12 protein-coding genes and 1 pseudogene are annotated in these 24,847 nt (G+C 50.9%); 5 read left to right on the top strand and 8 right to left on the bottom strand.

The window, feature by feature from the left end:
• Positions 1-46 precede the first annotated feature (46 nt).
• Both AC1AX7_RS01890 and AC1AX7_RS01885 read right to left on the bottom strand, forming a co-directional pair.
• Positions 47-1,315 carry an OFA family MFS transporter gene (locus AC1AX7_RS01890; protein ID WP_476508422.1) on the bottom strand — a complete coding sequence of 423 codons (1,269 nt, stop codon included), beginning with the start codon at positions 1,313-1,315 and terminating at the stop codon, positions 47-49.
• Positions 1,316-2,055: 740 nt separating this feature from the next.
• Positions 2,056-4,533, bottom strand: a complete 2,478-nt coding sequence (locus tag AC1AX7_RS01885) for a phosphoketolase (protein ID WP_476508421.1) — start codon at positions 4,531-4,533, stop codon at positions 2,056-2,058.
• A 496-nt stretch (positions 4,534-5,029) separates the two neighbouring features.
• Between AC1AX7_RS01885 and guaA the strand changes: the two genes are divergently transcribed.
• The 5 genes and pseudogenes from guaA (at position 5,030) to AC1AX7_RS01860 (ending at position 14,619) form a co-directional block, all read left to right on the top strand.
• The gene (gene guaA / locus AC1AX7_RS01880; protein ID WP_476508420.1) at positions 5,030-6,592 is read left to right on the top strand and encodes a glutamine-hydrolyzing GMP synthase; all 1,563 of its coding nucleotides are present in this window, start codon (positions 5,030-5,032) and stop codon (positions 6,590-6,592) included.
• Positions 6,593-7,253: 661 nt separating this feature from the next.
• Positions 7,254-8,145: pseudogene (locus AC1AX7_RS01875) on the top strand (SMODS domain-containing nucleotidyltransferase).
• Positions 8,120-8,692, top strand: coding sequence for an SLATT domain-containing protein (locus tag AC1AX7_RS01870; RefSeq protein ID WP_476508419.1), 573 nt, complete (start codon positions 8,120-8,122; stop codon positions 8,690-8,692). The pseudogene AC1AX7_RS01875 and the gene AC1AX7_RS01870 overlap by 26 nt, the downstream one beginning before the upstream one ends.
• A gap of 647 nt (positions 8,693-9,339) precedes the next feature.
• The gene (locus AC1AX7_RS01865) at positions 9,340-10,311 is read left to right on the top strand and encodes a hypothetical protein (RefSeq protein WP_476508418.1); all 972 of its coding nucleotides are present in this window, start codon (positions 9,340-9,342) and stop codon (positions 10,309-10,311) included.
• A 576-nt stretch (positions 10,312-10,887) separates the two neighbouring features.
• Positions 10,888-14,619, top strand: coding sequence for a YobI family P-loop NTPase (locus AC1AX7_RS01860; RefSeq protein WP_476508417.1), 3,732 nt, complete (start codon positions 10,888-10,890; stop codon positions 14,617-14,619).
• 128 nt (positions 14,620-14,747) lie between these two features.
• On the opposite strand, the gene AC1AX7_RS01855 is transcribed toward AC1AX7_RS01860, so the two are convergent.
• The 6 genes from AC1AX7_RS01855 to AC1AX7_RS01830 all read right to left on the bottom strand — a co-directional run.
• The gene (locus AC1AX7_RS01855; protein ID WP_476508416.1) at positions 14,748-17,768 is read right to left on the bottom strand and encodes a restriction endonuclease; all 3,021 of its coding nucleotides are present in this window, start codon (positions 17,766-17,768) and stop codon (positions 14,748-14,750) included.
• A 1-nt stretch (position 17,769) separates the two neighbouring features.
• Positions 17,770-18,597: a DNA methyltransferase gene (locus tag AC1AX7_RS01850; protein WP_476508415.1), complete on the bottom strand. Its 828-nt coding sequence runs from the start codon at positions 18,595-18,597 to the stop codon at positions 17,770-17,772.
• Positions 18,570-19,661 carry a site-specific DNA-methyltransferase gene (locus AC1AX7_RS01845; RefSeq protein WP_476508414.1) on the bottom strand — a complete coding sequence of 364 codons (1,092 nt, stop codon included), beginning with the start codon at positions 19,659-19,661 and terminating at the stop codon, positions 18,570-18,572. The genes AC1AX7_RS01850 and AC1AX7_RS01845 overlap by 28 nt, the downstream gene beginning before the upstream one ends.
• The gene (locus tag AC1AX7_RS01840; RefSeq protein ID WP_476508413.1) at positions 19,654-23,685 is read right to left on the bottom strand and encodes a DUF4391 domain-containing protein; all 4,032 of its coding nucleotides are present in this window, start codon (positions 23,683-23,685) and stop codon (positions 19,654-19,656) included. The genes AC1AX7_RS01845 and AC1AX7_RS01840 overlap by 8 nt, the downstream gene beginning before the upstream one ends.
• A gap of 323 nt (positions 23,686-24,008) precedes the next feature.
• Positions 24,009-24,611: a DUF1349 domain-containing protein gene (locus tag AC1AX7_RS01835; protein ID WP_476508412.1), complete on the bottom strand. Its 603-nt coding sequence runs from the start codon at positions 24,609-24,611 to the stop codon at positions 24,009-24,011.
• 155 nt (positions 24,612-24,766) lie between these two features.
• Positions 24,767-24,847: IS3 family transposase (locus tag AC1AX7_RS01830; protein WP_476508673.1), on the bottom strand; the 81-nt coding region annotated here is incomplete at its 5' end.

Genomic DNA, 24,847 nt, shown 5'->3' with positions numbered 1-24,847 from the left:
GCATGTTGTGTCATGCGAGGCCTGCTTGCATGCAACGACTGCCTTGCTACGCGACGCTTTCTTCGGTTTTCCGGCGGCCGACCAGCCATATCGCCACCAATGCGATTGCATACAGCACGGTCAATACCGGGATCAGCGTCGCATAACGGTTCTCCGGATTGCTTGCGTGCGACACGATGAAGGATGCCAGCTGATTGCCGGAAAGACCGGCGAACGCCCATGCGCTTAATGCGAGGCCGTGCACGGTGGAGACCGATGCGATGCCGAAATGCTGGTCGAGCAGCACCGGCAGCGTGGAGAAGCCGCCGCCGTAGCCGGCGTTGACGAGGAACAGCATGATGAGCACACTCCACAGAATGCCGTTGGCGATGCTGCCGGTCAGCAACTGCAACGCACAGGCGACGATCGACATGATGAGCAGCGCCTTGTATGCGGTTTCGCGACGCCTGCAGCGATCCGACAATGCGGAGAAGCCAAGGCGTCCTGCGGCATTGAACACCGCGTCGACGGCAAGCACGGTGCCGATGCCGCCTGCGATCGCCGCGGAGAATTCCGTTGCGCTCAGCCCCGCATATTGCGGGCTTTTATGCAGCACGTCGGACAGGATGTCCTTTTCCTGGGAGATCAGGGCGAGGCCGCAGGTGATGTTCAGATAGAAAGCGATCCAGATGCCCCAGAACGCCGGGCGGCGCATGATGGAAAGCCGGCTGGCCTTTGCGCTGCGCGGATCGTACACGTAACCGGCGGGACGTTTGATCAGCAGCCAGCCGGCGGCCATCATGATGGCGTAGACGATAGCAAGGATGAAGAACATGCCGACGAGACCTTGTGCGGCGATCAGCCATTCCATGACCGGGCTGGCGATCGCTTTGGCCAGGCCGAAGCCGGCGACGGCAATGCCGGTGGCGAGTCCTTTATTATCGGAGAACCAGAGCATGAGGTTCTTGACCGGCGTCAGATAGCCGATGCCAAGGCCGATGCCCATGATGACGCCGTAGAAGATGTAGACGCCCGGCAGGAAATGCAGCATGATGCTGACGCCCGTGCCCGCGAAACCGATGATGAAGAAGACCAGAGAAATGAGCGCGGAACGTTTGACGTCGCGTTCGACCATAGGGCCAAGAAATGCGGCGGACATGCCGAGGAAGAAGATCGCGAGGGAGAACGCCCATTCGACCTGCCCTGCACTGACCTGGAATTCGTCGGCGATCAACTGCTTGAACACGCTCCAGCAATAGACGGTGCCGATGGAGATGTGGATCAGCAGGGCCGGAGCGACGGCCCGCAGCCAGCGATTTTCACGAATCATTGCCATACTTCCCTTTCCGCGCGGGACGTATACCCTCTCTTGTGCCCCGCACGGAAAACAGGCTACGCGCAATCATCAGCGAAAACGCACACCAAACCTGTGCGAAATTTCACAGGTGAGGTGGGTCACAGTATCGCTCCTCCTGCAAGGCAACAACCATAGATGGCTCTATATCGGCGATATCGGCTACGGTCCACATCATTTCCGGTAATCATGATTCCGACAATATGAGAGAACCATCACAACCCACATCTCTGTAAGCAAACCCATTCCCGCACCCTATTCCGACGCACGATGCACCAGTGCCGCACGCACAATGTGTGAGTGCCCCACGCACATGCGTGAATGTCATATACACAATGTGTAGGTGTCACATACACATTGTGCGTCGGACGGCTTCCACTAGCACATTGTGCGCTGTTTACACGCACATTGTGCGTTGATTCGACGCACATTGTGCGCTGCCCGGGCACTCTACGCACATTGTGTATGTGGCACTGGCACAATGTGTGGGTGCCGCATACACAATGTGCCAGTGCTGCCAATACAATTTGCGGCCACAGCTGGCACAGTGTACGGAAACGCTGTATACAGGAAGTACTGAATGAGCGGAAGATGCTAGTACCTTAGAATTCCGTCGCCGCTCAATCCGATTCTCCCCCGATAACCCCGCAAACGCAATGAGGGCCCGCTGGTTGCCCAGCGAGCCCTCATCCGTTATGAACCGTTATGCGTTCGTGCTAACGTCACTCGTTGTCGCCAGCGGTGGCGGCGGTGGCGGTGACGGCACCCTGCTTGTCGGTCTTCACATCGGAGTACACCCAGTCGGTGTAATCCGGGTGATCGTAGCCGTTGTCGACAGCGAACTGGAAGGCTTCCAGACGGAAGGCTTCGAGCTTTTCGATGTCGGCGGCGTACTTGTCGGCGTCGATCATGCGCAGAGCTTCAGCGACGAGCTCGTAGCGGTCGATGTCGTTGACACGCACCATGTCGAACGGCGTGGTGGTGGAACCCTGCTCCTTGTAGCCGTGAACGTTGAAGTTGTCGTGGTTCGGGCGATCGAAGATCAGGCCACGCACGTCGTGCGCATAGGAGTGGTAAGCGAACAGGACCGGCTTGTCCTCGGTGAACAGCTCAGCGAACTCCTCGTCGGAGAGGGCTTCGTTGTTTTCCTTGGCGGACTGCAGCTTGATCAGATCAACAACGTTGACGACCTTGAACTTGATGCCCATGGCGTTCAGCTTGTCGGCGGCGGCCATGATCTCCTGGGTCGGAACATCGCCGGCGGCGGCCAGCACGACCTGGACTTCGTCGTTGGAGGCAGCGTTGGAAGCCCACTTCCACTCGGCAGCGCCCTTGGCGAGCTCTTCACGAGCCTCGTCCAGGGTCAGCCAGGTAGCGGCCGGCTGCTTGCCAGCGAAGATGGCGTTGATCTGGTTGGTGGACTTGTAGCACTTCTCGGAGACGGCCAGCAGCATGTTGGAGTCGCACGGGAAGTAGATGTTCACGACGTGATCGTTGTTGAACGTCTTGTTCAGCAGGACGGAGGTGACACCCGGATCCTGGTGAGAGAAGCCGTTGTGATCCTGACGCCACACGTGGGAGGAAACCAGCAGGTTCATGGAGGAGATCGGCTTACGCCACGGGATCTCACGAACCGTAGCTTCCAGCCACTTGGCGTGCTGGTTCAGCATGGAGTCGATGACGTGCACGAAGGACTCGTAGGAGCTCCAGATGCCGTGGCGACCAGTGAGCAGGTAGCCCTCCAGGAAGCCTTCCATCTGATGCTCGGACAGCTGCTCGGTGACCTGGCCGGTGACAGCCATGTGCTCATCGGTCAGCTCGGACAGGTAGCCGGCGGTCCACTGCTTGTCGGTCACGTCGTAAGCGGCCTGCAGACGGTTGGAAGCGGTCTCGTCCGGTCCGAAGATGCGGAAGCTGTCCGGGTTGTTCTTGATGACGTCGCGGGTGTAGACGCCCAGGCGGCGGGTAGCTTCGAGCTGGCCCCAGCCGTGGCCGTATTCCTTGACTTCCTTGACCTCATACTCGTCGAGGTTCGGCAGCACCAGTTCTTCACGGATGCGACCACCGTTGGCGTTCGGGTTCTCACCGATACGCAGTTCGCCGGTCGGCATGAAGGCGGTGACGTCCGGCTTCACGGCGCCGTTCTCGTCGAACAGCTCTTCCGGCTTGTAGGATTCCATCCAGTTCTTCAGCACTTCGAAGTGCTCTTCGGTATCGCGGGCGGAAGCCAGCGGCACCTGATGGGCGCGCCAAGAACCTTCGGTCTTCTTGCCGTCGATGTACTTCGGGCAGGTCCAGCCCTTCGGAGTACGGAAGATGATCATCGGGTAGAACGGACGGGTCATGTCGTCGGTCTGAGCGGCGGCCTTGATGTCGCAGATCTCATCGAAGATGGTCTCGAACAGCTCGGCGAAGCGGCGGTGGATCGACATGTGATCTTCGTCGTCGAAGCCGGCGACGAACTCGTACGGCTCATAGCCCATGCCGTGGAAGAACTCGTGCAGCTCTTCGTCGGAGATACGGGCCAGGATCGTCGGGTTGGCGATCTTGTAGCCGTTGAGGTGCAGGATCGGCAGGACGATGCCGTCGGTGCGCGGGTTCACGAGCTTGTTGGACTGCCAACCGGTGGCCAGCGGGCCGGTCTCAGCTTCGCCGTCGCCGACGATGGCCGGAACGAACAGGCTCGGGTTGTTCATCACAGCGCCGTAGGCGTGGGACAGGGCGTAGCCCAGTTCGCCGCCTTCGTGGATGGAGCCCGGGGTTTCCGGAGCGAAGTGGGACGGGATGCCGCCCGGGTAGGAGAACTGGCGGAAGAACTTCTGCAGGCCAGCTTCGTCCTTGGTGATGTTCGGGTAGTACTCGGTGTAGGTGCCGTCCAGATAGGACTGAGCGGTACCGGCCGGGCCGCCGTGGCCCGGGCCCATGATGATCACGGTGTTCTGGCCGTGGTCAGCGATGAGACGGTTGATGTGGCCGATCAGGAAGTTCAGGCCCGGGGTGGTGCCCCAGTGGCCGACGAGACGGTGCTTGACGTCTTCGCGGGTGAAGGGCTCCTTCATCAGCGGGTTGCTGCGCAGATAAATCTGGCCGATGGAAAGATAGTTGGAGGCGCGCCAGTACTTGTCAACGCCTTCGAGAGCTTCCTCGGAAACCGGAGCGTTCAGCTTCTTCCAAGGGGTGCCAATAACAGGACTCGTCATATGTACTCCTGTACTCCTGCACAATATTGTGCGATTGATACTAACGTTTGGAGACTTGCCCATGCATGAAACTTTGCGATCCCATGCATAGCCCGTCACCAATCACTTCGTTATATTACGAGCCGTGCGCGACTTTGCGCTATTTTTTTGCAAGTATGTTTGATTCTGTTAGAAAAAATACTGTTTTTGTGATGATTTGATGACTGATTTGTGAAGGAAGTAAATATGTCTTCAATTAACAAAAAGACTGGAAAATAGCCATTTACTGCCACTTCACCCATTTTCCCACGTTCGTTTCGGTGTATATCCGCGCGGCGTGTTGTCTAATAGAACGTGAGGGTTTGTTACGTTTGCCCATTCGAAAGACACCGCTCGCTCATGCGAGGGAAAGCGCGGCACAACGCCGTTTCTTTGTCGCCTCGCAAGGCCACAATAGGTTATACTGTTCACTTCCATCCCAACCGTGACAATTGACTTATTATTAAGGGAGAGTCTTATGGCAACAGGTCCTGTGCTCGTCGTTGACTTCGGAGCCCAGTACGCCCAGCTGATCGCCCGCCGCGTGCGTGAGGCCAATGTCTATTCCGAACTCGTACCGCATTCGATGCCGGTCGATGACATGCTGGCCAAGGACCCGCAGGCCATCATCCTCTCCGGAGGCCCCGCATCCGTATATGAGCCGGGAGCCCCGACCATCGACAAGAAGATCTTCGAAGCCGGTGTCCCGGTGCTGGGCATCTGCTACGGCTTCCAGGTCATGGCCCATGAGCTCGGCGGCGATGTCGACAAGGCCGCCTTGGGTGAATACGGCAAGACCGCCACCGTCATCGACAAGGCCGAAGGATTGCTGGCCGGCTCCCCCGCCGATCAGGACACGTGGATGAGCCACGGCGTCGCCGTCAAGAGCGCTCCGGAAGGCTTCGAGGTCCTCGCGCACACCGAAGGCGCGCCGGTCGCCGCCATGCAGGACGAATCCCGCAAGCTGTACGGCGTGCAGTGGCATCCGGAAGTCAAGCACACCCCGCTTGGCCAGAAGCTCATCGAAACCTTCCTGCACGAATGCGCGGGACTGGACAACAATTGGGACGCCTCCAGCATCATCGAAGACCAGGTCGCCAAAATCCGCGAACAGGTCGGAGACGCCCAGGTGATCTGCGGTCTGTCCGGCGGCGTCGATTCCGCCGTGGCCGCGGCACTCGTGCACAAGGCCATCGGCGACCAGCTGACCTGTGTGTTCGTCGATCACGGCCTGTTGCGCAAGGGTGAAGTCGAACAGGTCAAGCATGACTTCGTTGAAGCGACCGGCATCAAGCTGATCGCCGTCGACGCTGCCGAAGACTTCCTCACCGCCCTGGCCGGCGTGAGCGAGCCGGAACGCAAGCGCAAGATCATCGGCGAAAAGTTCATCCGCACGTTCGAAAAGGCACAGCGTCAGGTCATCGAAGAGGCCGGCGCCGAAGGCAAGGAAGTGAAATTCCTCGTGCAGGGCACGCTGTACCCGGACGTCGTCGAATCCGGCGGCGGCGATGGCGCGGCCAACATCAAGAGCCACCACAACGTCGGCGGCCTGCCGGAAGACCTGAAGTTCGAGCTCGTCGAACCGCTGCGCACCCTGTTCAAGGATGAAGTGCGCGCCATCGGCACCGAGCTTGGCCTACCGGAGGAAATGGTGTGGCGCCAGCCGTTCCCGGGCCCGGGCCTCGGCATCCGTATCATCGGCGAGGTCACCAAGGAACGTCTTGACCTGCTGCGCGAAGCCGACGCGATCGCCCGCGAAGAACTCTCCAAGGCCGGCCTGGATCGAGACATCTGGCAATGCCCGGTCGTGCTGCTGGCCGACGTGCACTCCGTCGGCGTGCAGGGCGACGAGCGTACCTACGGCTCCCCCATCGTGCTGCGCCCGGTCTCTTCCGAAGACGCAATGACCGCCGACTGGTCCCGTCTGCCGTACGACGTATTGGCCACCATCTCGACGCGCATCACCAACGAATGCCGCCAGATCAACCGCGTCGTTCTCGACTGCACCTCCAAGCCGCCGGCAACGATTGAGTGGGAGTAAACCAGTGCGGTAACGCATTGATATTTAGAGCGTCCTGGGATTGACCAGGACGCTCTACTTTTAGGTGTTTGGCCAAACTAAATATGTACGCCTTCAGAAATAAAAGTTCATTCCATACCCAGGTGTGTCGCTTCATGCCCATGTCATTTTCACATCACATTGCTAAAAGATGTATTCGATGGTATAAATAGCTTGGTTTTCCGCAAGGAAGGCTTCCAAGTGCCGGGGACGTTTTCCCCCGTTTTCTTTTTGAAACGATTCTGCACGTCAAATACATGAATAAGCGATCAATTAGGCATGCTGACAGACATAAGACTTCGATCCTAGTTCATCAATCAAAAAGAAAACTATCGAGGCATGCTACGGGACTGGTTCATTTTTCATATGCGTTCCGGTATGTGCCGCCTATAGCGTACAAGATAAACACTCAATTCATACAAAAGTAACTGCTCGCACAGGACTGCGGTGGAAATTCTGGACCAAAACGGGACAGGAGGAGCATCGCAGCCTCCAACCCGTAATTTCTAATTGAACATAAACAACCCTGAAAACCTAGGAGCTATCATGATAAATGACGTCCAACTTTTGGGGCGCAGTTCAAAGTGATGGCTGCACAGACAATTTGCAAAAGAACAGTGAAATATCTGTGTGAGGAGGAATAATGGATAGCATTTCTGTAAGTAATGACTTTTCAAGTTTTTGTTCTAATTTGCGGTTAAGCGATACTGCTGTCTCTAACATTAAAACACGATATCACACAATCACCAAAAGAATTAATCAAGATTTTTGGAACAGCGATTCAGACACTACTCACAGTCTATATGTAGGATCATATGGACGAGGTACTTGCATCTATACGAGTGACGTGGACATAGTTGTAGAATTGCCGTGGAGTTACTACACAAAATATAATGATTATTCCAGCAATGGACAATCAGCTTTGCTACAGACAGTAAAATGCAGTCTGCAAAAAAACATATAGTTCATCTTCAGTAAGTGCTGATGGACAGGTTGTGGATATTGTTTTTTCTGATGACGTTAAGTTTGAAGTTGTTCCTGCATTTAGATATTCAGATAGATCTGGTTATTGCTATCCAGATACAAACAACGGTGGTTCTTGGAAAAGCATGAATCCAAAAGCTGAAATTGATGCTTTTAATTTGCAAAATATACTATCAGACAAAAATTTGAAAAGATTATGCAGAATGATTAGAGCATGGAACAGTAAACACACTGTTCTGATGTCAGGAATCCTAATCGACACAATAGCTTATCGGTTTATTCAAGATTATCAGCATGCAGATAAGTCATATACATACTGTGACTGGATGTCCAGAGATTTTTTCAAGTATTTATTGGATAATGCAGATAAAACGTATTGGCTTAAACCAGGCAGCAATGAACGTGTCTATAAAAAATACAGTTTCAAAAGCGATGCTGAAAAAGCATATAATAAATGTTTAGAAGCCTTAGAGGACTACAATAAAGATTATGCCTATATCTGGCATCAGGATTGGAGGGGAATATATGGAAACAAATTCCCGGAATCATGATATAAAGCTCTATAATCAAATCGAAGAAGCCTATGGGAAAGTTGTATATTCTTATACTACTCAAGTAATCCATGCGGCAAGATTGTATAAGAAATATACAGCATTAAAGTGGTTACAGTTAATCCTTTCTGCGATATCGACTGGCGGTTTTATTGGTACGCTAATTACTAACCAAATTTTACTGACTTGGGTAAGCGGTGCTTGCTCAACATTTTTGTTAATTCTAACTGCGTATTTTAAGGATACTGATTTGTCTGCTATCCATAAACTGCACTTAGAGACATCAAACAAGTTGTGGTTACTCAGAGAATTATATCTATCCTTACTTACAGATTTTTTCACACTTTCAAGAGAAGAAATTGTAGTTAGACGAGATAATCTTCAAGAGCGTGCAGCAGAAATATATGCCTCTGCGCCGTTGACAGACAATAAAAGCTACTCCTTGGCACAAAAGGCATTGAAAGATAATGAATCGCAGTTTTTCTCCAGAAAAGAGTTAAACCATATGCTCCCTGAAACATTAAGAAGGCCGCTGGAAAATCAATAAGCATCTGTTTGTTCCGCGACAACACCATGGCAACAAAAATCAGATGACCTCTACTATTTGAATAATGAAAAGCATACCAGTACTCTAAGTTAAATCCCATAAGCAAATCTGTTTAGAAAACTTCTAACAGGAGCGAGTGGGAGTAAACCCCTGTCAGTTTTATAAAACCACCCGCAGCAATCCACTATGACTCATAAAGTCAGGACGTTGCAGAATGCGGCGAGCTGCCGAAACAGGCAAAAAACAATCGCTAAGTACCCCCGAAATCCACGAGATTTCGGGGGTACTTTGATTTTGATTTGGAATCGTTTCTGAAATAGTTTTGTTTCTATGCAAGAAGTACCTCCAATCAAAGAATTTCTCAGAACTGGCCACCCCATCTATTCCGAATCACTCGCGCTCTGCAATAATTGAATAAGCTGCACTAGTGACGGGAGGAGCCTGCGATGCGTTTTCATTGCGGATGTGGGAGAACAATAACCGACACGACGGATTCCCTGCCTTATAAGGCGCATTATGTGGCCGATATGGATATTGAAGACTACTGGGAAGCGTCGGAAAGAACCGGACGAGGACAAGATCTCGGCATCCTATCTGAACCGTTCGATTAAGAGAGGGAATTCTATCAATGCGAGAAGTGCGGAAGATTGTTTTTCGACGATCCAGATAATCCCCGCTATTTCATCTCTTTCCTTCCGGAAGATAAGAACGTCATGGTCACAGGCCCTGCGCAAGGGGATTTGTGGAAAGGATTTATACACGCAGGCTGCAATCTTGGAACAGAACACAGCGTGGGTTCATGTTTTGCCGAGTGGCACCATAGCACCGGCGTGGAGTACCGCAAGTTCGACACCTATGAATCCATGAGGTCGTATTTCGATAAGAAATTTGAGGAGTTGAGGAAAGAGAACCGGGTTAAAAGCGCGTGGGTGAATAAAGATGGCGAAACGGTGTTCCGTTGGAGTCTCGAGGAAACTGAGCCTACTCAACAAAAATATGAGATCTACCTTACCGATGAGGAACGCGACGCTCTTGAGCAATTTTGGTACGATCGTCGCGATTGCCGTAGAAAATATCCTAGGGGACCTAGAGGATGGGATTTTTCCTACGAAGTGTTGCCCGGAATATGCGGCGCCAATGACAGAGACCTTAAAGTCACTTGCCTTCGCTGCGGCGAGTCGCTGTTGTCTGTCGACGGAAAGATAACACACGAAAACAACGATTCAGAGACAAGCGCCAGCAAGGTCTATGAAAAGATTCTGGACCTGATTTACGAAAAGGGAACCGGAAGCATAAAGATGGAAACTATCAGTATGCCGAACAGATACTATGACGTGGCCGAGGCTATCGGATATGCAAGAGGATTAATCGACGCGCTTAGGCTCATATACGATGACAACCAAGCTGAATCCGTCTTCCAACATGTCATAGCCCATGTTCTTGATTCCGACGAAGCGAAATCTTCAACCGATTTGAGAAATCTCATAAGAAGAGCATCTGAAAAAAGACGTTTTGATTGGGTTTTGGAAGATGTTCTACCAATCTTGAAGCAGACGTTGAGAGAGGAATTTCCGGCAATAGCACCCACGTGGACGGACGATCCCGACAAGGTTTGTTAGCACATATGTCATCAGTTTGATAACAAGTAAAGAATTGCGAATGCCGCGACTTTTTGTCGTCTTCTGCATCCAAACGAATGCGTGTTCTATGCCCGTATTGTCCCGCACCCCATCGCTAAAACTATATTCACTGGTATAAACGGCTTAATCTTCCGAGAAAGGGCTTCCGGAAACTTAGGATATCCTCAACTCTCTTTGTATCAAATTGTAGTTTTCGGCAAACAACCGCAAGCGCGACGACAAATAAGCCTTCCTTTCCTGTGCAGCAGATAAAATAGACAAAAGCATGTTGTAACCTTTGTCTTCCGGACCTTCCAATTGAAAGAAGTAGGATGCTTCCAATTAATCAAATCCCTGTATCGGTGGTTGGTATGCTTCATAACCAAACCCGAAAAATTGACATGTACGTTTAAAACCACAATTTCCAATTGAATATAAGCACAGCGTGCCATGGAGGTCCAAGATAAAGGTGCCTCCAAAAAAGGTTGACGTTGCAAGGTCAACGATTTATCAGCAAAGCGAATAAAGTTTCGCGCCTTGTTGATGATGTTGGTTTTAAAATTTTAGGAGTCCAATTTGGTAAACGAGGGAAAGCCCGTTCTGCTGCCTCTTCATCCCAAGAAACTGTCCGATGAAGAGTTCTCAGTATATGAAGTAGAATTTGAGAAAGTTTTGAATGATCCACTCTGCAGAAACATTGCTCTTTCCGGCCCTTACGGAGCTGGCAAAAGCTCTGTCATGGAGAAAGTAAAAAGAGAGCGGCAAGAACACAAAGAAAAATGGATTACCGTTTCTCTTGCCGCCTTCGGAGAAATAAATGACGAGCAGAGATCGGAAAGCGCCTCGGTTCAAAATGCTATCGAAGCAGAGATTCTCAGACAGATGGTCCATAAAATCGGCACATCCATGGCTCCGAAGAGCCGATTCCGCAGATTAAGCGACCGCGAACCCGCTGTCGATGCGTCTATAGCCATACTAGTTTTGGCTTTTATACTCCTAACCGCATATTTGGCGAAAGCTTCCTCCCAACTTTTACCCTTCCAACTTTCTTACACGAAATGCTTCATGCTTGTCACATGGATGGTTATAGCAGGTGTCGGCATATACCATCTTGTACGCACGAGCGTGATCTCAAAAATGGTCAGGCGAATCAAAATTTTCGACGCTGAGTTTGAGGTAACACCGTCTGATTCGACGTCTCCCTACGAACGCTGTGCAGACGAAATCGTATATTTACTCAATGCATCCAAGGTGGATGCGGTTGTATTTGAAGATCTTGATAGATTTGATTCGATGGCAATCTTTGAGAAGATGAGGAGCTTAAACGCCTTGGCGAATGACTCCAGATTCTGCAGCACAAAAAAGAAAAAAGCAAAACCATTAAAGTTCTTTTTCCTGGTGCGTGACGGACTGTTCGAAAATCCTCATGATCGAACGAAATTCTTCGACTATGTCATCCCAGTCGTTCCCTATATCGACCCAAATAGCGCATTGGACATCTTCCGGAATGCCCTTAGCGGAGTTGGGATGAAAGTCGACGAAGGTTTTCTCTATCAGCTTTCTTCGTATATTGACGATCCTAGAATCATCCATGATATAGCCGATGAGGCATATCATTACAAGAGGGCCTTGTTTAAGAGTCGGTCTTTTGCCGATGGAGACTCCGAGCGTCTAATCGCTTTGCTTGCATACAAGGCATTGTTTCCGGGAGATTTTGAGTTGCTCCAAGCTGGGCGAGGCTACCTTCATGAAGTATTAAACGGAAAGCAAAGACTTATCGCCAAATTAACAGAAAACGACGAAGCCGAATATGCAAAACTACAAAATGAACTGAACGATATTAAACACCAACTTGAAGTAAGCGAGGAAGAGCTTATATGCATGTTCGGTACAGTTGAATTGGCAAATATCGTCCAGAGTCTTAGAAATTTTAGCAACGCACAAGATTTTGACCCGCATTCTTGTTTAGACGCTATCAAAGAAAGATCATGGGCTTCTCATCAACTCGAGAGCCTCATGCAGAGACTGGAGGAAAACACCCTTTATCAATCGAGACTTCTGGAGGTCCAAAATGATGCAGGTAGCAGAAGCAATATTATTCGAGCTCGTCAGAAGGAGTTGAGGGACAAATCTGAGACTTTGCGCTCAATGACTATTAAGCAGCTTATTGATGAGCTACCAGATGCAGATGACTTATTCAATTTTAGAAGCACCGATATTGAGCGTGAGGAGGATTTTGAAGAGCTTTCGATGAGCACTGTTCTAAGCAGTCCTTCTTTCCCGATGTTGCGATTTCTGGTTTCATCCGGATATATTGACGAATCCTACCGCCGGTATATCAGCAACTTCTATTCCGATACGCTTTGTGCAGAAGATGATGACTTCCTGTCAGCTATTAAACAGGCAAAGTCGGTTGATCTATCGTATCGGCCTAAAGCTCCAAGTGAGATCGTTAGGCGTATGAGCCGGGGAGAATTCTCCAGAATAGGTATAAGAAACCCTTGGATTGTGTCGGCGCTTCTTAGCAGCAAGGACAAGCAGAAGATTAATGAATTCATGTCGTCTGTCAAGCGATCCGGCGGCGTTCAGTATCTCGCAGGTTTCATCGCTTCAGAACAGTTCACACCTGAAATTTTCGCATGGATTCCTACCTACTTCGACAGTCCAGCTGCGCAGCTATTGGATGATGAGACGATATCAGCGGAAGAAAAACGCTGTTTCTGCAAGTGCTGCCTTGTCAATAGAGATGGTTTTCGCCTACTCGATATGGAGAATAACGCCTTTACAGAATACATCAATGCGGATCCTCACTTCTTAGAGAGAGATCCACGTTTCAATGATGCGGAAATCGAGGAGGGTCTCTATCGCGTCGGGTATTGCACCGAAATTATCGATTTCCAAAACGCAAATAGTATTCTACTGGATTTTGTTTACGATAACCGTCTTTTCATGCCTGCCGCTTTGATCATCGATGGATATTTGAATCTCAAGTTCGAAGTGAACGGGAGCATGGACCGTGGCGCTTTGATCACAGAGGTGTTGAAGCTCTCTGACTGTCCGATAAAGGATGTCGTTTCCAAAAACATGGATTATTTCATCTCTAGTGTTACCGGAGAATCCAAGAAGCCGCTCAAGGACGCACCGGAGTCAGTGATCTATGTCTTGAACGAAAAGACCATTCAAGCGGAGACCGCTCAAATGTATATCGAGACTTTAGCGGATGTTGAGATCGAGGATATCAGCCAAGTCGTTTCACCCGATTACAGAAGCATGCTACTGGCGAATGAACTTATCAAATGTAATGCAGACAATGTCATATTGTTCTATCAATGGGCAAGAAACTCAATTCCCGCTAATCTCGCTAAGTTAATCGAGACAAAAGGTGCGCCCATTGACCTGAATTCCACAAAATGCGAAAAAGCAGGTGTGGACGCGAAAGATATCGTCAGCAAAATTGTTGAGTGCAAGACCGTGTCGGTCAAAAATAAAAAGACAGTTTTGGCTGGATGCGGGTTTAAGTTCCGGTCTTTCGATATTAGCAAATTAGACGACGAGACGGTGAAAGCGATGCTCGAAACCAAAACCATCGAAATGAACAGCGACATGTTAGACAAATTTATAACTTGCAGCTCCAACCTGAAACTTGATTACATACTTTCCGATTTAAATGGTTTTCTTTCACTAGTTGGCGTTGATTCCTCTAACGAAGTTGAAAGAAAAATAGAGGAAGATGAAGTGATTGCTTTGCTAAAATCGAATATCAATGTCAGCAAGAAGCTCGCTGCCCTTTCTTGCTTCGATGGCATGATTCGTCTCGACGAAAGCTATGCAATCGATATTAACATGGCGATAGTCGCTAAACATTTTGATCCAAATGACTTGGTGAATCTTTCTTCATATTACGGAGCTGCAACCGCAGAGTTTAAGGAGCAGATCGCTAAGACGTTGGCAATGTACGATGAAATGATCGTAACCGATAATATCGAGATTGACTGGGATCTCTTCTTCAATTCCCTGAAATATTTAAAGGCGAATCGCGAAGGAAGACTACGCCTTCTCGCATGGTACTTAGAGAGACATGAAAACGAAATCAATAGAGACAAAGTTTTGAGATGTTTCAAAGATGCGGAGCTGGAGGATTATACGAAGCTCATCGGAGGATCCACGTCAATGATTCCCGAATCGGATTCCGACGATACGCTGCTCTCGCTCCTAGACAAGTTTGGAATGTGTGGGACGATATCGACTTCTATCAATGCAGAAGGCTTACGTAGAGTACATCCGAAAGGCTACAGACGAGCGAAATAGCGGGCACTACCCTACCTCTCAAGGAGAACACAGAATAGCCCGCACACTAATGTCGTGTACGGGCTATTTTGCTTCGCAAGTCTCTTCACGCAATTAAGAACCTTCGTCAGCAGCGCGAAGAATCGTACTTAGACGCCTATGCTGCGATACGTGGTTCTCACGTTGTATTCGAGATCAGGCGAACCGATCGCTTCGAAATGTCTCCTGGCACATTGGATCTTCGTGTTTTCCTTTCTGCTCACACGAATGTCATTGTTGCCGCCGCCCTTTGTTTCGGTAACGAAGTAGATGCGATGCTCACCGTCCTTTTCCACGACATAAGCCCAGTCAGGGTTGTAACTACCAAGCGGGGTATCGATCTTGAAGCGGTCAGGGAGCTTGGCGAACACTTTCACCTCCTCCGCCTGATCAAGCTCTACGGCAAAGGGCTTCTCCACGCTCGAGGAGTCATACACAACATAGTTGTAAAGACTCTTGCCGTTCTTCGGCTCCCATGCGTTCTGATCAAGATATGCCTTCAAATCGCCTGGCTCCAGATCTTCCATCGTGTACCAGTCGTCTTCGGGGAGTTTGGTGTACTTGATCCCTTGCGCGATTGCCTCATTTTTCGCTTTGTTGATCTTTCCCGCCACTTGTTCCAGGAATAGCGCAGGATTGACTGCGAACTCATCGCAACGCCCGCAACCTTCCAGGATGCGCTTGATCGTCGCACGGGTAAGCCCCACGACGTCTTGCAGCTCGGCGATTGGGTCAGGCAGGTCGTAGGCGCGTCGACCTTTGACCTGAACCAAGGAAGATCTGATCGCTTCGCCGGCAATACCAGTGTCATCAATGGAAATGTTGGCATACGTTGAAATGACTTCCGGGGCCTCAACTTTCGGCATTTGGCTGATAGCTGTGACGGCTTCACGGATAAGCGCCTCTGTATCGACGTCAACTTCAAAACGCGTACGCTTGCGGATGCGCTCCCAAAGCTCTTGGAACGCAGGCTCGCCGCTCACATCCTTTTGAAGCTTGACCTTGACCTCCTTGGATTTATCCTTGATTTGCAGCTTCTGCGCCTTATGCAGAATGATTGCCTGAATCTGCGTTCTTGCAGATTCCATTCCGGCAGGGAGCTCAACGGCGTTCTGTTCGGCAGCCACCTTAAGTTCTTCCGTGATATTACCTTGCTTATCCACAAGAGCTGCTGCAAGCAAACTTTCGAAAATTGACTTCGACCCCTCGTAGCCGATACGTTCCTCCGTGCCATCAGACCTCTCTATGACAGCGGAAGTAAAGCTTTCCGGTGTTATGACGCCGAAGCGTATGCCATCTTTCTTCATTTCGGTTTGAAGGCCCTTGGCAAAGTCCTCGTACGATTCGTTCGCTATCACCGTGAGCACGTTTGCGTCCTCGTCATAGCAGCGCTCGCCGTTCTGATCGACGCACAAGCGCAGACCGCGACCCACCTTCTGACGCTTGGTCATGGTGTCCTTGGTTTCCACCAGCGTGCAGATTTGGAAGATGTTGGGATTGTCCCAACCCTCCTTGAGCGCCGAATGACTCCAGATGAATTGGATGCGCTTCTTACGTCTGGGCTCCTCGCCATCGCTGTCAGAGGGGAAAGAGAGCAGCGTCTCCTTGTCCTGCATGATGGTCTCGAAAGCGGAGATGTCAGCTGCGGTACTCGCCGAGGCGGAGGTGTTCTTGATACGCCCTTTGCCATCTTGGGAGAAGTAACCGAAATGCACGACGGATGCGTCATCATCCAGAGGGACGCCAGCCTTCTCATAACGCGGACGCCACCTGTTTACCGCATCGGCGTACTCTTCCTCGAAGACGACCGCATATTCCCCGTTCGTGTACTCATTACCTGAACCGGAACCGTACTTCCTATACTTTTCGACCGTATCGATGAAGAAAAGCGAAAGAACCTTGATTCCTCGAGGGTAGAGTTCCAGTTGCTTCTGCAGGTGATCCTCGATGGTACGCCTGATCTGTGCGCGCTTAATCGCCTCGGCGGCGACGTCGCCGACCGCCTGTCCAAGATAAAGGCGCTCGCCGTTCAGAAACTCCACGAACTCGTTGCCTTCCTGAGCGGAGATGTTGTTCACGATCCATCCGGCCTCGTAATCGGGATTTTCCTTGCTCGTGTCATAAAGGTTCGCGCCGGTTTTCACATTGACGGCTTTGCGCTTCTGACTGCCGTCCTTCTGCTTCACATCGATGGTCAACTTCGCGGCGAAGGGATCGCTCTTCACCGACTCGAGTCGCACAAAAGAACCGTTCAGGTCCTCCTGGGTCAGAACCGAATCAACGCAGATGCCCTTCACCAGCCCCTGCTGGTATGCATCGACGGGGGTGAGCGTGTAGACCTTGTTGTATTCCTCCTTATGGGTGGCCGAGTATCGCAGTACGAACAGCGGGTTCAGGCTGCGGATGGCGGCCTTCGCCTTCGGTGTGTTATCGACGCTCTGCGGCTCGTCGATGATGACGATGGGGTTGCATTCCGCGACCAACTCCTGTGGACTACGTCCACCGACCAGTTTCTCACTCGGGCGATGGAAAATATTGCCCTTGTCGATGCCGCCATCGTCGGAATAGGCCTTGTTGAAGGCACCGATGTTGATGATCATCACCTGGATCGAGCTTGATGTCGCGAAATTATTTACCGGCCCCATGTCCTTGGAGTCATAGACGAACACGTCAAGGGGCACGTTGTCATACAGCGCCGCGAAGTGGCTTTTGGTACTGCGGAAGCTCTTCATGACGCCCTCGCGGATGGCAACGGAAGGCACGACAATGATGAACTTGGTCAGGCCATAGCGACGGTTCAGCTCGAAGATCGTACGGGTATACACATAGGTTTTGCCGGTGCCCGTTTCCATTTCCACCGTAAAGTCACGGAGCCTGCCATCGGTTTCAGCATCGGTAGTGGGCAGGGAGTTCTCCTCCTGTACGGCATGCAGGTTGCTTTCAAGCTGACGCATAGAAAGGCGGAGATCGTTGGCGTGCCCCACACTTTCAAACAACTGATGGTCATCGGCGGCTTCGGCAAGGAACTCCCTATTCATGAATTCCTGCCCTTGGAACAGGTCGCAGACGCTCTGGACCGCCTCTATCTGATGCTGCTGATTCGCAGAATATTTCAGTTCAAGCGTTGCCATGTCAGATCGTCCTCAGTTCAACTTCACGGCCCGTACGCTCTTCGACACGTTTGAAGATCTGGATGGCATTAAGCTTAAGAGAATCCGTAAGCACAGAATCAAGGATAAGCACGCGACGTGGGCCAAGGTCGGCGACGGCTTCAAGCGCCTCGGTGGTGAGTCCAGGAGCGAGGCAACAGACGAGTTCGCCGCAAGCAACGGAATAACAAGGATAGCTTGCAACTACCTCTTGCTCAATAGGAAGAGTCAATTCAAGCCCCCATTTGAGCATCATTTCGAAAACTATATCTAGATCAGAGCGGCCAGACTTGACAACATTGAGAAGAAGCTCGCCTGATTTTGGTTTAGCAATGCTGGATTCATCAAGCTTAAACACACGAAAACCCGTATCGTTTGCGTCAAGACTTTCACCAGCCTCTCGGATACGTTTCATGCCAATCTCGCAGATGGTCTTAAATCCGGCCGTTGCTGCCTCGCTGCCTTCTTTGCATGGCTCTTCAAGCTGGATTTGAATGAAACGACGATTTCCTCCGTCGTTTGCATTAGCTTGCATGACTGCATGAGCAGTTGTTGCAGATCCAGAAAAGAAATCCAGAATGATATCGCTACCTGAGGTAAGGGATTGTATATGCTCAGTGCAAACTGAAGTTACCTTCGGCGTATCAAAGGGGACGCCCATCGCTTCTAGCATAGCCGTATCGCTTCCGCCAAAATATAAAAGCGAAGGTATGTTCTCCATCATGTTTTCGCGAAGAAGATACTTACGTCTAGGTTGAGTCGTCTCATCCTTTCCAAAAACAATTAAATCGTTGTCGAGCAATTCCTGCATGGTTTTCGAGGGGTTTCTCCAACCTCGTGGAGGTACAGGACAAGCTTTTCCAGTGACGGGATGAATAAGAGGAACAAAATAATCATCAGGAGCCGTTTTTTGTTTGGCCATGCCATGGAAACAGGCTGATATACTTCGCCGTTCTCATCAATACTGTTATAAGCACGTTCTCCGCCCGATAGTTCATTTCGGCTTTTTATCCACTCTTTGAAGTCACGATTGGCATCTGAAAGAGAGTAAGTTGGACCGATGGAAGTGAACAATGCTTTTGCTTTGTCGAGTATAGCTTGGGCATTTTTCTTGGGTCTCTGCAGGATATGTTTGTCAGCAATTTGCGACTTGTCGCGTGCGTATACTACCAAGTATTCATGTTGCATTGCGATGCCAGTGGCGTCGCCCTTCGGATTTCTTTTGTCCCAAACGATAGTCCCGAGATCATTTGTTTCCCCAAAAACCTCATGCATAATGAATTGAAGATTGGTGTACTCGTGCTCATCGATATTTATAATTACTATTCCGTCATGAGTTAACAACTCGCGAGCGACTTTCATTCTAGCATACATAAAAGTACACCAACGAGAGTGCTTGCGTCCACTCAAATCTGGACTCGCTTGATTGCTCAGCCCGCATTGAATTTTGTAATCCTCGATTGAATCGCTAAATGAGTCCTCATAGACAAAGTCGCCTTCGGTGTTATATGGAGGGTCAATGTAGATAAGTTTGACACTATTGAAATAAGATTTCAGAAGGATTTTTAGGACTTTGAGATTATCGCCTTTGAGGTAAAGGTTCTGCGTTGAATCCCAATCAACGCTCTCTTCAGGCAAAGGCCTAAGAGTAAGAGTTGTTGGGGTTTGCGCAAGACGAATTGCATTGTGTTTCCCCGGCCATGTAAACGCATAGCGCTCGTCACCGTCATCGACTTCATCACCTAGTTCGAGTCTCAGTTTCTCGAAGTCGATACCGCTCTCGGAAAATACTTCGGGCATAAGCTCGCGAAGCTTATTCAAACGATCATCGACGAGGTCCTTTGATTCGAGGTCCAGTTTCTCGAGCTCAACCATTGCATATCTCCTTAATCTCTGCGGACAGCTGCCCGCGTTGCTTTTCGATTCCCCTAAGCCGCATGCGCAGTTTCGCCGTTTCGTTGAGCGTCAACTCCTGGTTGCGATATTGCGCACGGACCTCGTTTTCCTCCAAACGCAGGGTATCATCATGCGCTATCAGCTCAAAAAGAGCGTCTGCCATCTCAGGCGCACAGTTAGGATAGAAACCCACAACGGGGATGGCACGAGCCATGCGTACCCGACCGGCCAGTCCCCGAACATACGCAAGAAGATCTTCCTGCGGCAGACGGCCGCACGCAATTGCGTTCAGGAATCCTTTCCAAGTAGTGTCCGTCCCATGGAACGCCCCCGTTGACTCTTCCGTTTCCACAACGGTCGCACCGTTCTCAGCCAAGCTTTTGCGTTTGACCGCCACAGACATGCAACGCGTATCCTGGCCATCCATCAGCAGCACCGTGGGGTTGGGAAAGCACTTGTGGAGAAGACGGGCAACTTCCGCATAGGCTTCGCTTGATCCGGCAAGTTCGCAACGGAGGAAGATCACGGCAGCGATATCATAGGCATCATCGACTCGCGACGGTATGCGCGTCGTCGATTTAGCAACCGTCGCAAAATGCTCAAGACGTGCAACCTTGTCAAGCGTCTTCTGCTCGTGCTTGGTCAACAGTGCCTGCTTGACAATTACGGTCTTCGGCACACGCTTGTTGCCTGCGAGCGCTGCGTCCGGTAATGCCAGACAGTCGTTCCATTTCCACGTCATCGCATCACCACGAAGCTTACAAGCGAATAGTCGTCGAAGCCTGAGACGGAGCCGGTTCCGACTTCGCCGAGGCTGAATAGTGAGTCTATGCCTTTTTTCTTCTTGGACGCCGGTGATTGAGGATACTACGGTGTTGAGCAATTCAGTGTAGGCTTCCATGCGAAGACCGTCTTTTGTTTCTCGGTTGAAGGCCCGGCAGAGATCGGCGATTGGTTCGGCGTGGCCGGCGCATACCGCGCGCATGATGTCAAGTACCGTCTTCGGCCGCGTATGTTTCGTCACATGTGCCCCGTCGGCTGTGACGTAGACGACATAGTACGGGAAAATCGGGTTCGTATCCAGAGGGTTGCGGCTGTCGTCATTCTGCATGAGGCAAAAAATGACGCCGGGCTTGATTTCAGCGCGTAGTCCTTCGGGGATGGGCACTACGGCATGCATTCCCATGGATGCGTTCTCCAGAAGGTCGGGATGCTCCTTCACGTATCTTTGGAGTTCAACGCGGAAGTCGTCGAACTGCAGGTCTGTGATTGAGATGCCACCTGACATGTCTTCAAGGTCCAGTACTTCCTCACGCAGCTGTTTGAGCTGCTGACGGCGATACTTGAGGTCGTTCATCTCTCCTGAGGCTTTGGCTTCAAACACGTTCTCTTCGCCCGTGGCGGAGGCGTCCAGCAATGCCATGCGACCTTTTACACGTCCTTCGAGTTGGATGTATTCGTCGAGCGCGATGTCGGGCCAGAAGTTTACGAGCTGGATTTCCTTATTGCGTGATCCCAGACGGTCGATACGTCCGAAACGTTGGATGATGCGTACTGGATTCCAGTGAATGTCGTAGTTCACGAGGCAGTCGCAATCCTGGAGGTTCTGGCCTTCGGAAATGCAGTCGGTTGCGATGACGATGTCGATTTCGCCTTGGGCACGCTGTGCTTCCGGCAGTTCCTTGGATACCGGGGAGAAATGCGCGAGGATGTTCTCGAACGTGGTTCTGCGCAGTTTGAGCGAATATGTCCGATTGTAGGATCCGCTCACTTCGGCGCATTCGAGTCCGAGTTCGTTTTTGAGCCAAGGTGCGAGTTGTTCGAAGAGATAGGCCGTCGTGTCGGAGAATGCACTGAACACGAGCACCTTGCGGCTGCCTGGATTGAAGGGGTGCATGACTTTGTCCGCGATGAACTCCTTCAGCTTGGCGAGTTTTGCGTCACGCTCGGGTGTCACGGAATCCGCATATTCAAGCAGTTCTTTTAGAACGGTGATATCGAATTCAAGGTCGGCGCGGAGCTTGAGCTGGTCGACGTCACGAAGGTCGACCTGTACTTTGGAGCCTGCCTCAAACTCCTCGGCGTCGTCATCGTCGTCAAAGTCACCGTCCCAGGTTCCAGTACTGGTAGCCGGCTTCCTTGTTTTCCCTGCTTCTTTCAGTCCGTTGAGTTGGGCTAGCAGAGCCTCGCAGCCTTCGAGGATACGACGGAGCGTGATATCGAAGCTGTTCACTGAGGATTCCATACGCTTGAGTACGTTCACACGCATAAGATTCGCTACGGCAGCGGTGCGATGCACTTGACTGTTAAAATCCTTACCCCATGTGTCGCTGTAACGATCCTCATATTTCTTCCGTAGGCTGTACCTCACATAGCCCAAAAGCTGATACTGGGCGAACGTGAGCTGTGCGATCTTGTCGTTAAGCTCCGCTATCGGAGGCAGTTTTCCTTCAAGGTCGATTGGCGTCTGGAACGACAATGGCGGTCGCCTTGTAGGGAAGGTGCCGTTTTCGGCACCATAGTACTTTGTGATGTGCTTGCGGCTGCGCGCAATGGTGAGTACATCAAGTAGCTTGAAGTAGTCGGCGTTCACCGCTTCGGCGAAGCTTTCCGTGGTTCGCTCCTCGTCGGGCAGCTTGCTCCATTCGTTGAAACGCTGCTGCGCCACACGCGTCACTTGCGTAATGGAAGGGATGCCATCCGTATCCGCAAGGTAAGCGTCGTCACCTTCCGTGATGAGCTCGATCTGATTACGCAAATCCAGCAGCCGATTGTTTACCGGCGTCGCAGAAAGCATAAGCACCTTCGTGCGGCGGCCGCTTTTGATGACATCCTCGATGAGGCGGGTATAGCGGTCCTTCTTCTCGGCATCGGTGCTCTTGTTGCGGAAATTATGGCTCTCATCAATGACGATCAGATCAAAATTACCCCATCTTAAATGCTCAAGATCAACCTCACCGCTCATACCGGAATAGCGCGAAAGGTCGGTATGATTCAACACCGTATAGCTGAAACGATCGTCAGCCAGTGGGTTACGGTCGTCGTTGTCGTTGGTCCACAGCGTCCAGTTCTCGCGCAGACGCTTAGGACATAGCACGAGGACGCGGTCATTGCGTTCCTGATAGTACTTGATGACGGCGAGCGCCTCAAACGTTTTGCCCAAGCCCACGGAATCGGCGATGATGCAGCCCTTATATTTCTCGAGTTTTCGGATGGCCCCCACGACGGCATCCCGCTGGAAGTCGTAGAGTTTCCCCCAGATAACCGAATCCTCGAAGTTGATGCCGGATCGGATGCCGTTGTCTTCCTCATCATCCATATACTCGCGGAACAGATGGTAGAGCGTCAGGAAATACACGAACTCGGGCGGATTTTCACGGTAGAGCGTCTGGACCTGTTCCGCCACGCATTCCGTAACGTCTTCGACCATGGCCGGATTGTTCCAAACCGATTCGAACATTGCCTTAAGGCCGGCGGTCTCATTCCTGCCTTCGAAATGGCTCACACCTGTCACTGTGTCAGGCCGATGCTCGTAGCCGAGACCTTCCTGTGTGAATGTGGCGCTTGCCCCCATGAAACCATGTGCCGTTCCGGCAGGGTTTTCAACGATATAGGTGCCGCCGGGCTGAATAGCGCCTCTGACACGTGCCGAGCGAAATGTTCCTTTATTCCGAATCCAATCGGCGCACTCACGAGCGATGGCTCTTTGGTTAAGATTGTTGCTCAATGTAAGTTCGAGTCCCACACCGCCAATGCCATGTTCACGTTCTCGACGTTCCAGCTCAAACTGGCGAGGTTCCTTCGCGTTCTCCATGGTCTTGACGAATGTCGGTTCGCTGAAAAGAAAACGTACGTTCTCGACTTTCGACAGCTCATCTTTGAGCTCCTTATAGGCGAAAACGGTAAAGTATGCGCTAATGATGGAAAGCCTGGCACCTTCATCAATGGATGAGGCAAAGGCGTCACCGAGTCTTTCGGACCCAACGTTGTTAAGAAACTCCACCGTAATCAATCCCTTTCCGAGAGATTCTCAAGAACCCGCATACTAGCGGAAACAATGTCACTGCCGACGATGGATATCTGAAGCTCACCGGGAGATGCGCCACTATTCAAAAGCGCGCTGTACTTCATTTGGACTCCTGACAATGCAATGTGCATTACAATAGGGCACATTTTAACAGTATGGGGTTAAGGGACAATAATGCGTCTTAAATTGATTGCGCCCCTTATAGCTGTAGAGCGTTATCGGGGCGCAATCAATGGTTTTCCCATTAATATGAATGGATCCTTAGCAACCGGGATTTACCTGACGCAATATGAACCGCATTACAATTCCTCGTCCGGTGCCTGACCGTCATGTGCCAGCCATTGGCATTCCATCATTTTCATATTTGAGAAGACGGCACGGAACGAAGAATCCTCTGGGCTGCAGGCGTAGATTCCGAATCGGATCTTTCCTTTTGCCTTGCTCAGGTGGCATATACGCATTTGGTGGAAAACAGTCCCGTCCTCGGAGCATTCGATGCAGAAATCGTCTTCTCTGCGGCTCAGGCGATACCACATGGATTTAATGCTGGCGGGAATTTCCGTGGTCGCCCAATCCGAATAGCCTTCATTCGTTACCACGCTGCCCAGATGCTGGAATTGCTCATTCTCATATTCGATGGAGCCCTTCAGCCAGTTTTCTGAATCCAGATACATGACCACGCCACACTGGTCAAACCGATGGTGGCTTTCAGGGAATTCCGTTTTGACCACAAAGGAGAAGAACCGTTCCTCCGTATCCATCTGAAGCACGGGAGCGTTGTCATTGCGGAAATGATAATAGGTTCTTTGCCACAAGTCGGTATGTGGTTGGGTGACGATTTCAATGTGATCCTGGGAAATAACGCAGCTTTTTGGCTGCCGTGTCCATTGCAAATCGTTCACATCGAATTCCATATTGTCCCTCCGATATTTCTCGCGTGCCTTTCCGTATTTTTCATATCACAACGCAAGTGCTTTCCACGGCGATCGTCCCATCTGAAAGGTCCCCGTTGTGAACTGCGCCCCAAAAGTTGGACGATATTTATCATGATAGCGTCCTAGACCGTCAGGGTCATATTCCGGTACTCGACCGGGGTATGGCCCTGAAGCCTTTTCTGACGCCGCCGGTTGTTCCAATG

This window comes from Bifidobacterium sp. LH_449 (assembly GCF_056356755.1).
Note: the sequence above shows the minus strand (reverse complement) of the source record. Positions and strands in the feature narration are given on the sequence as shown.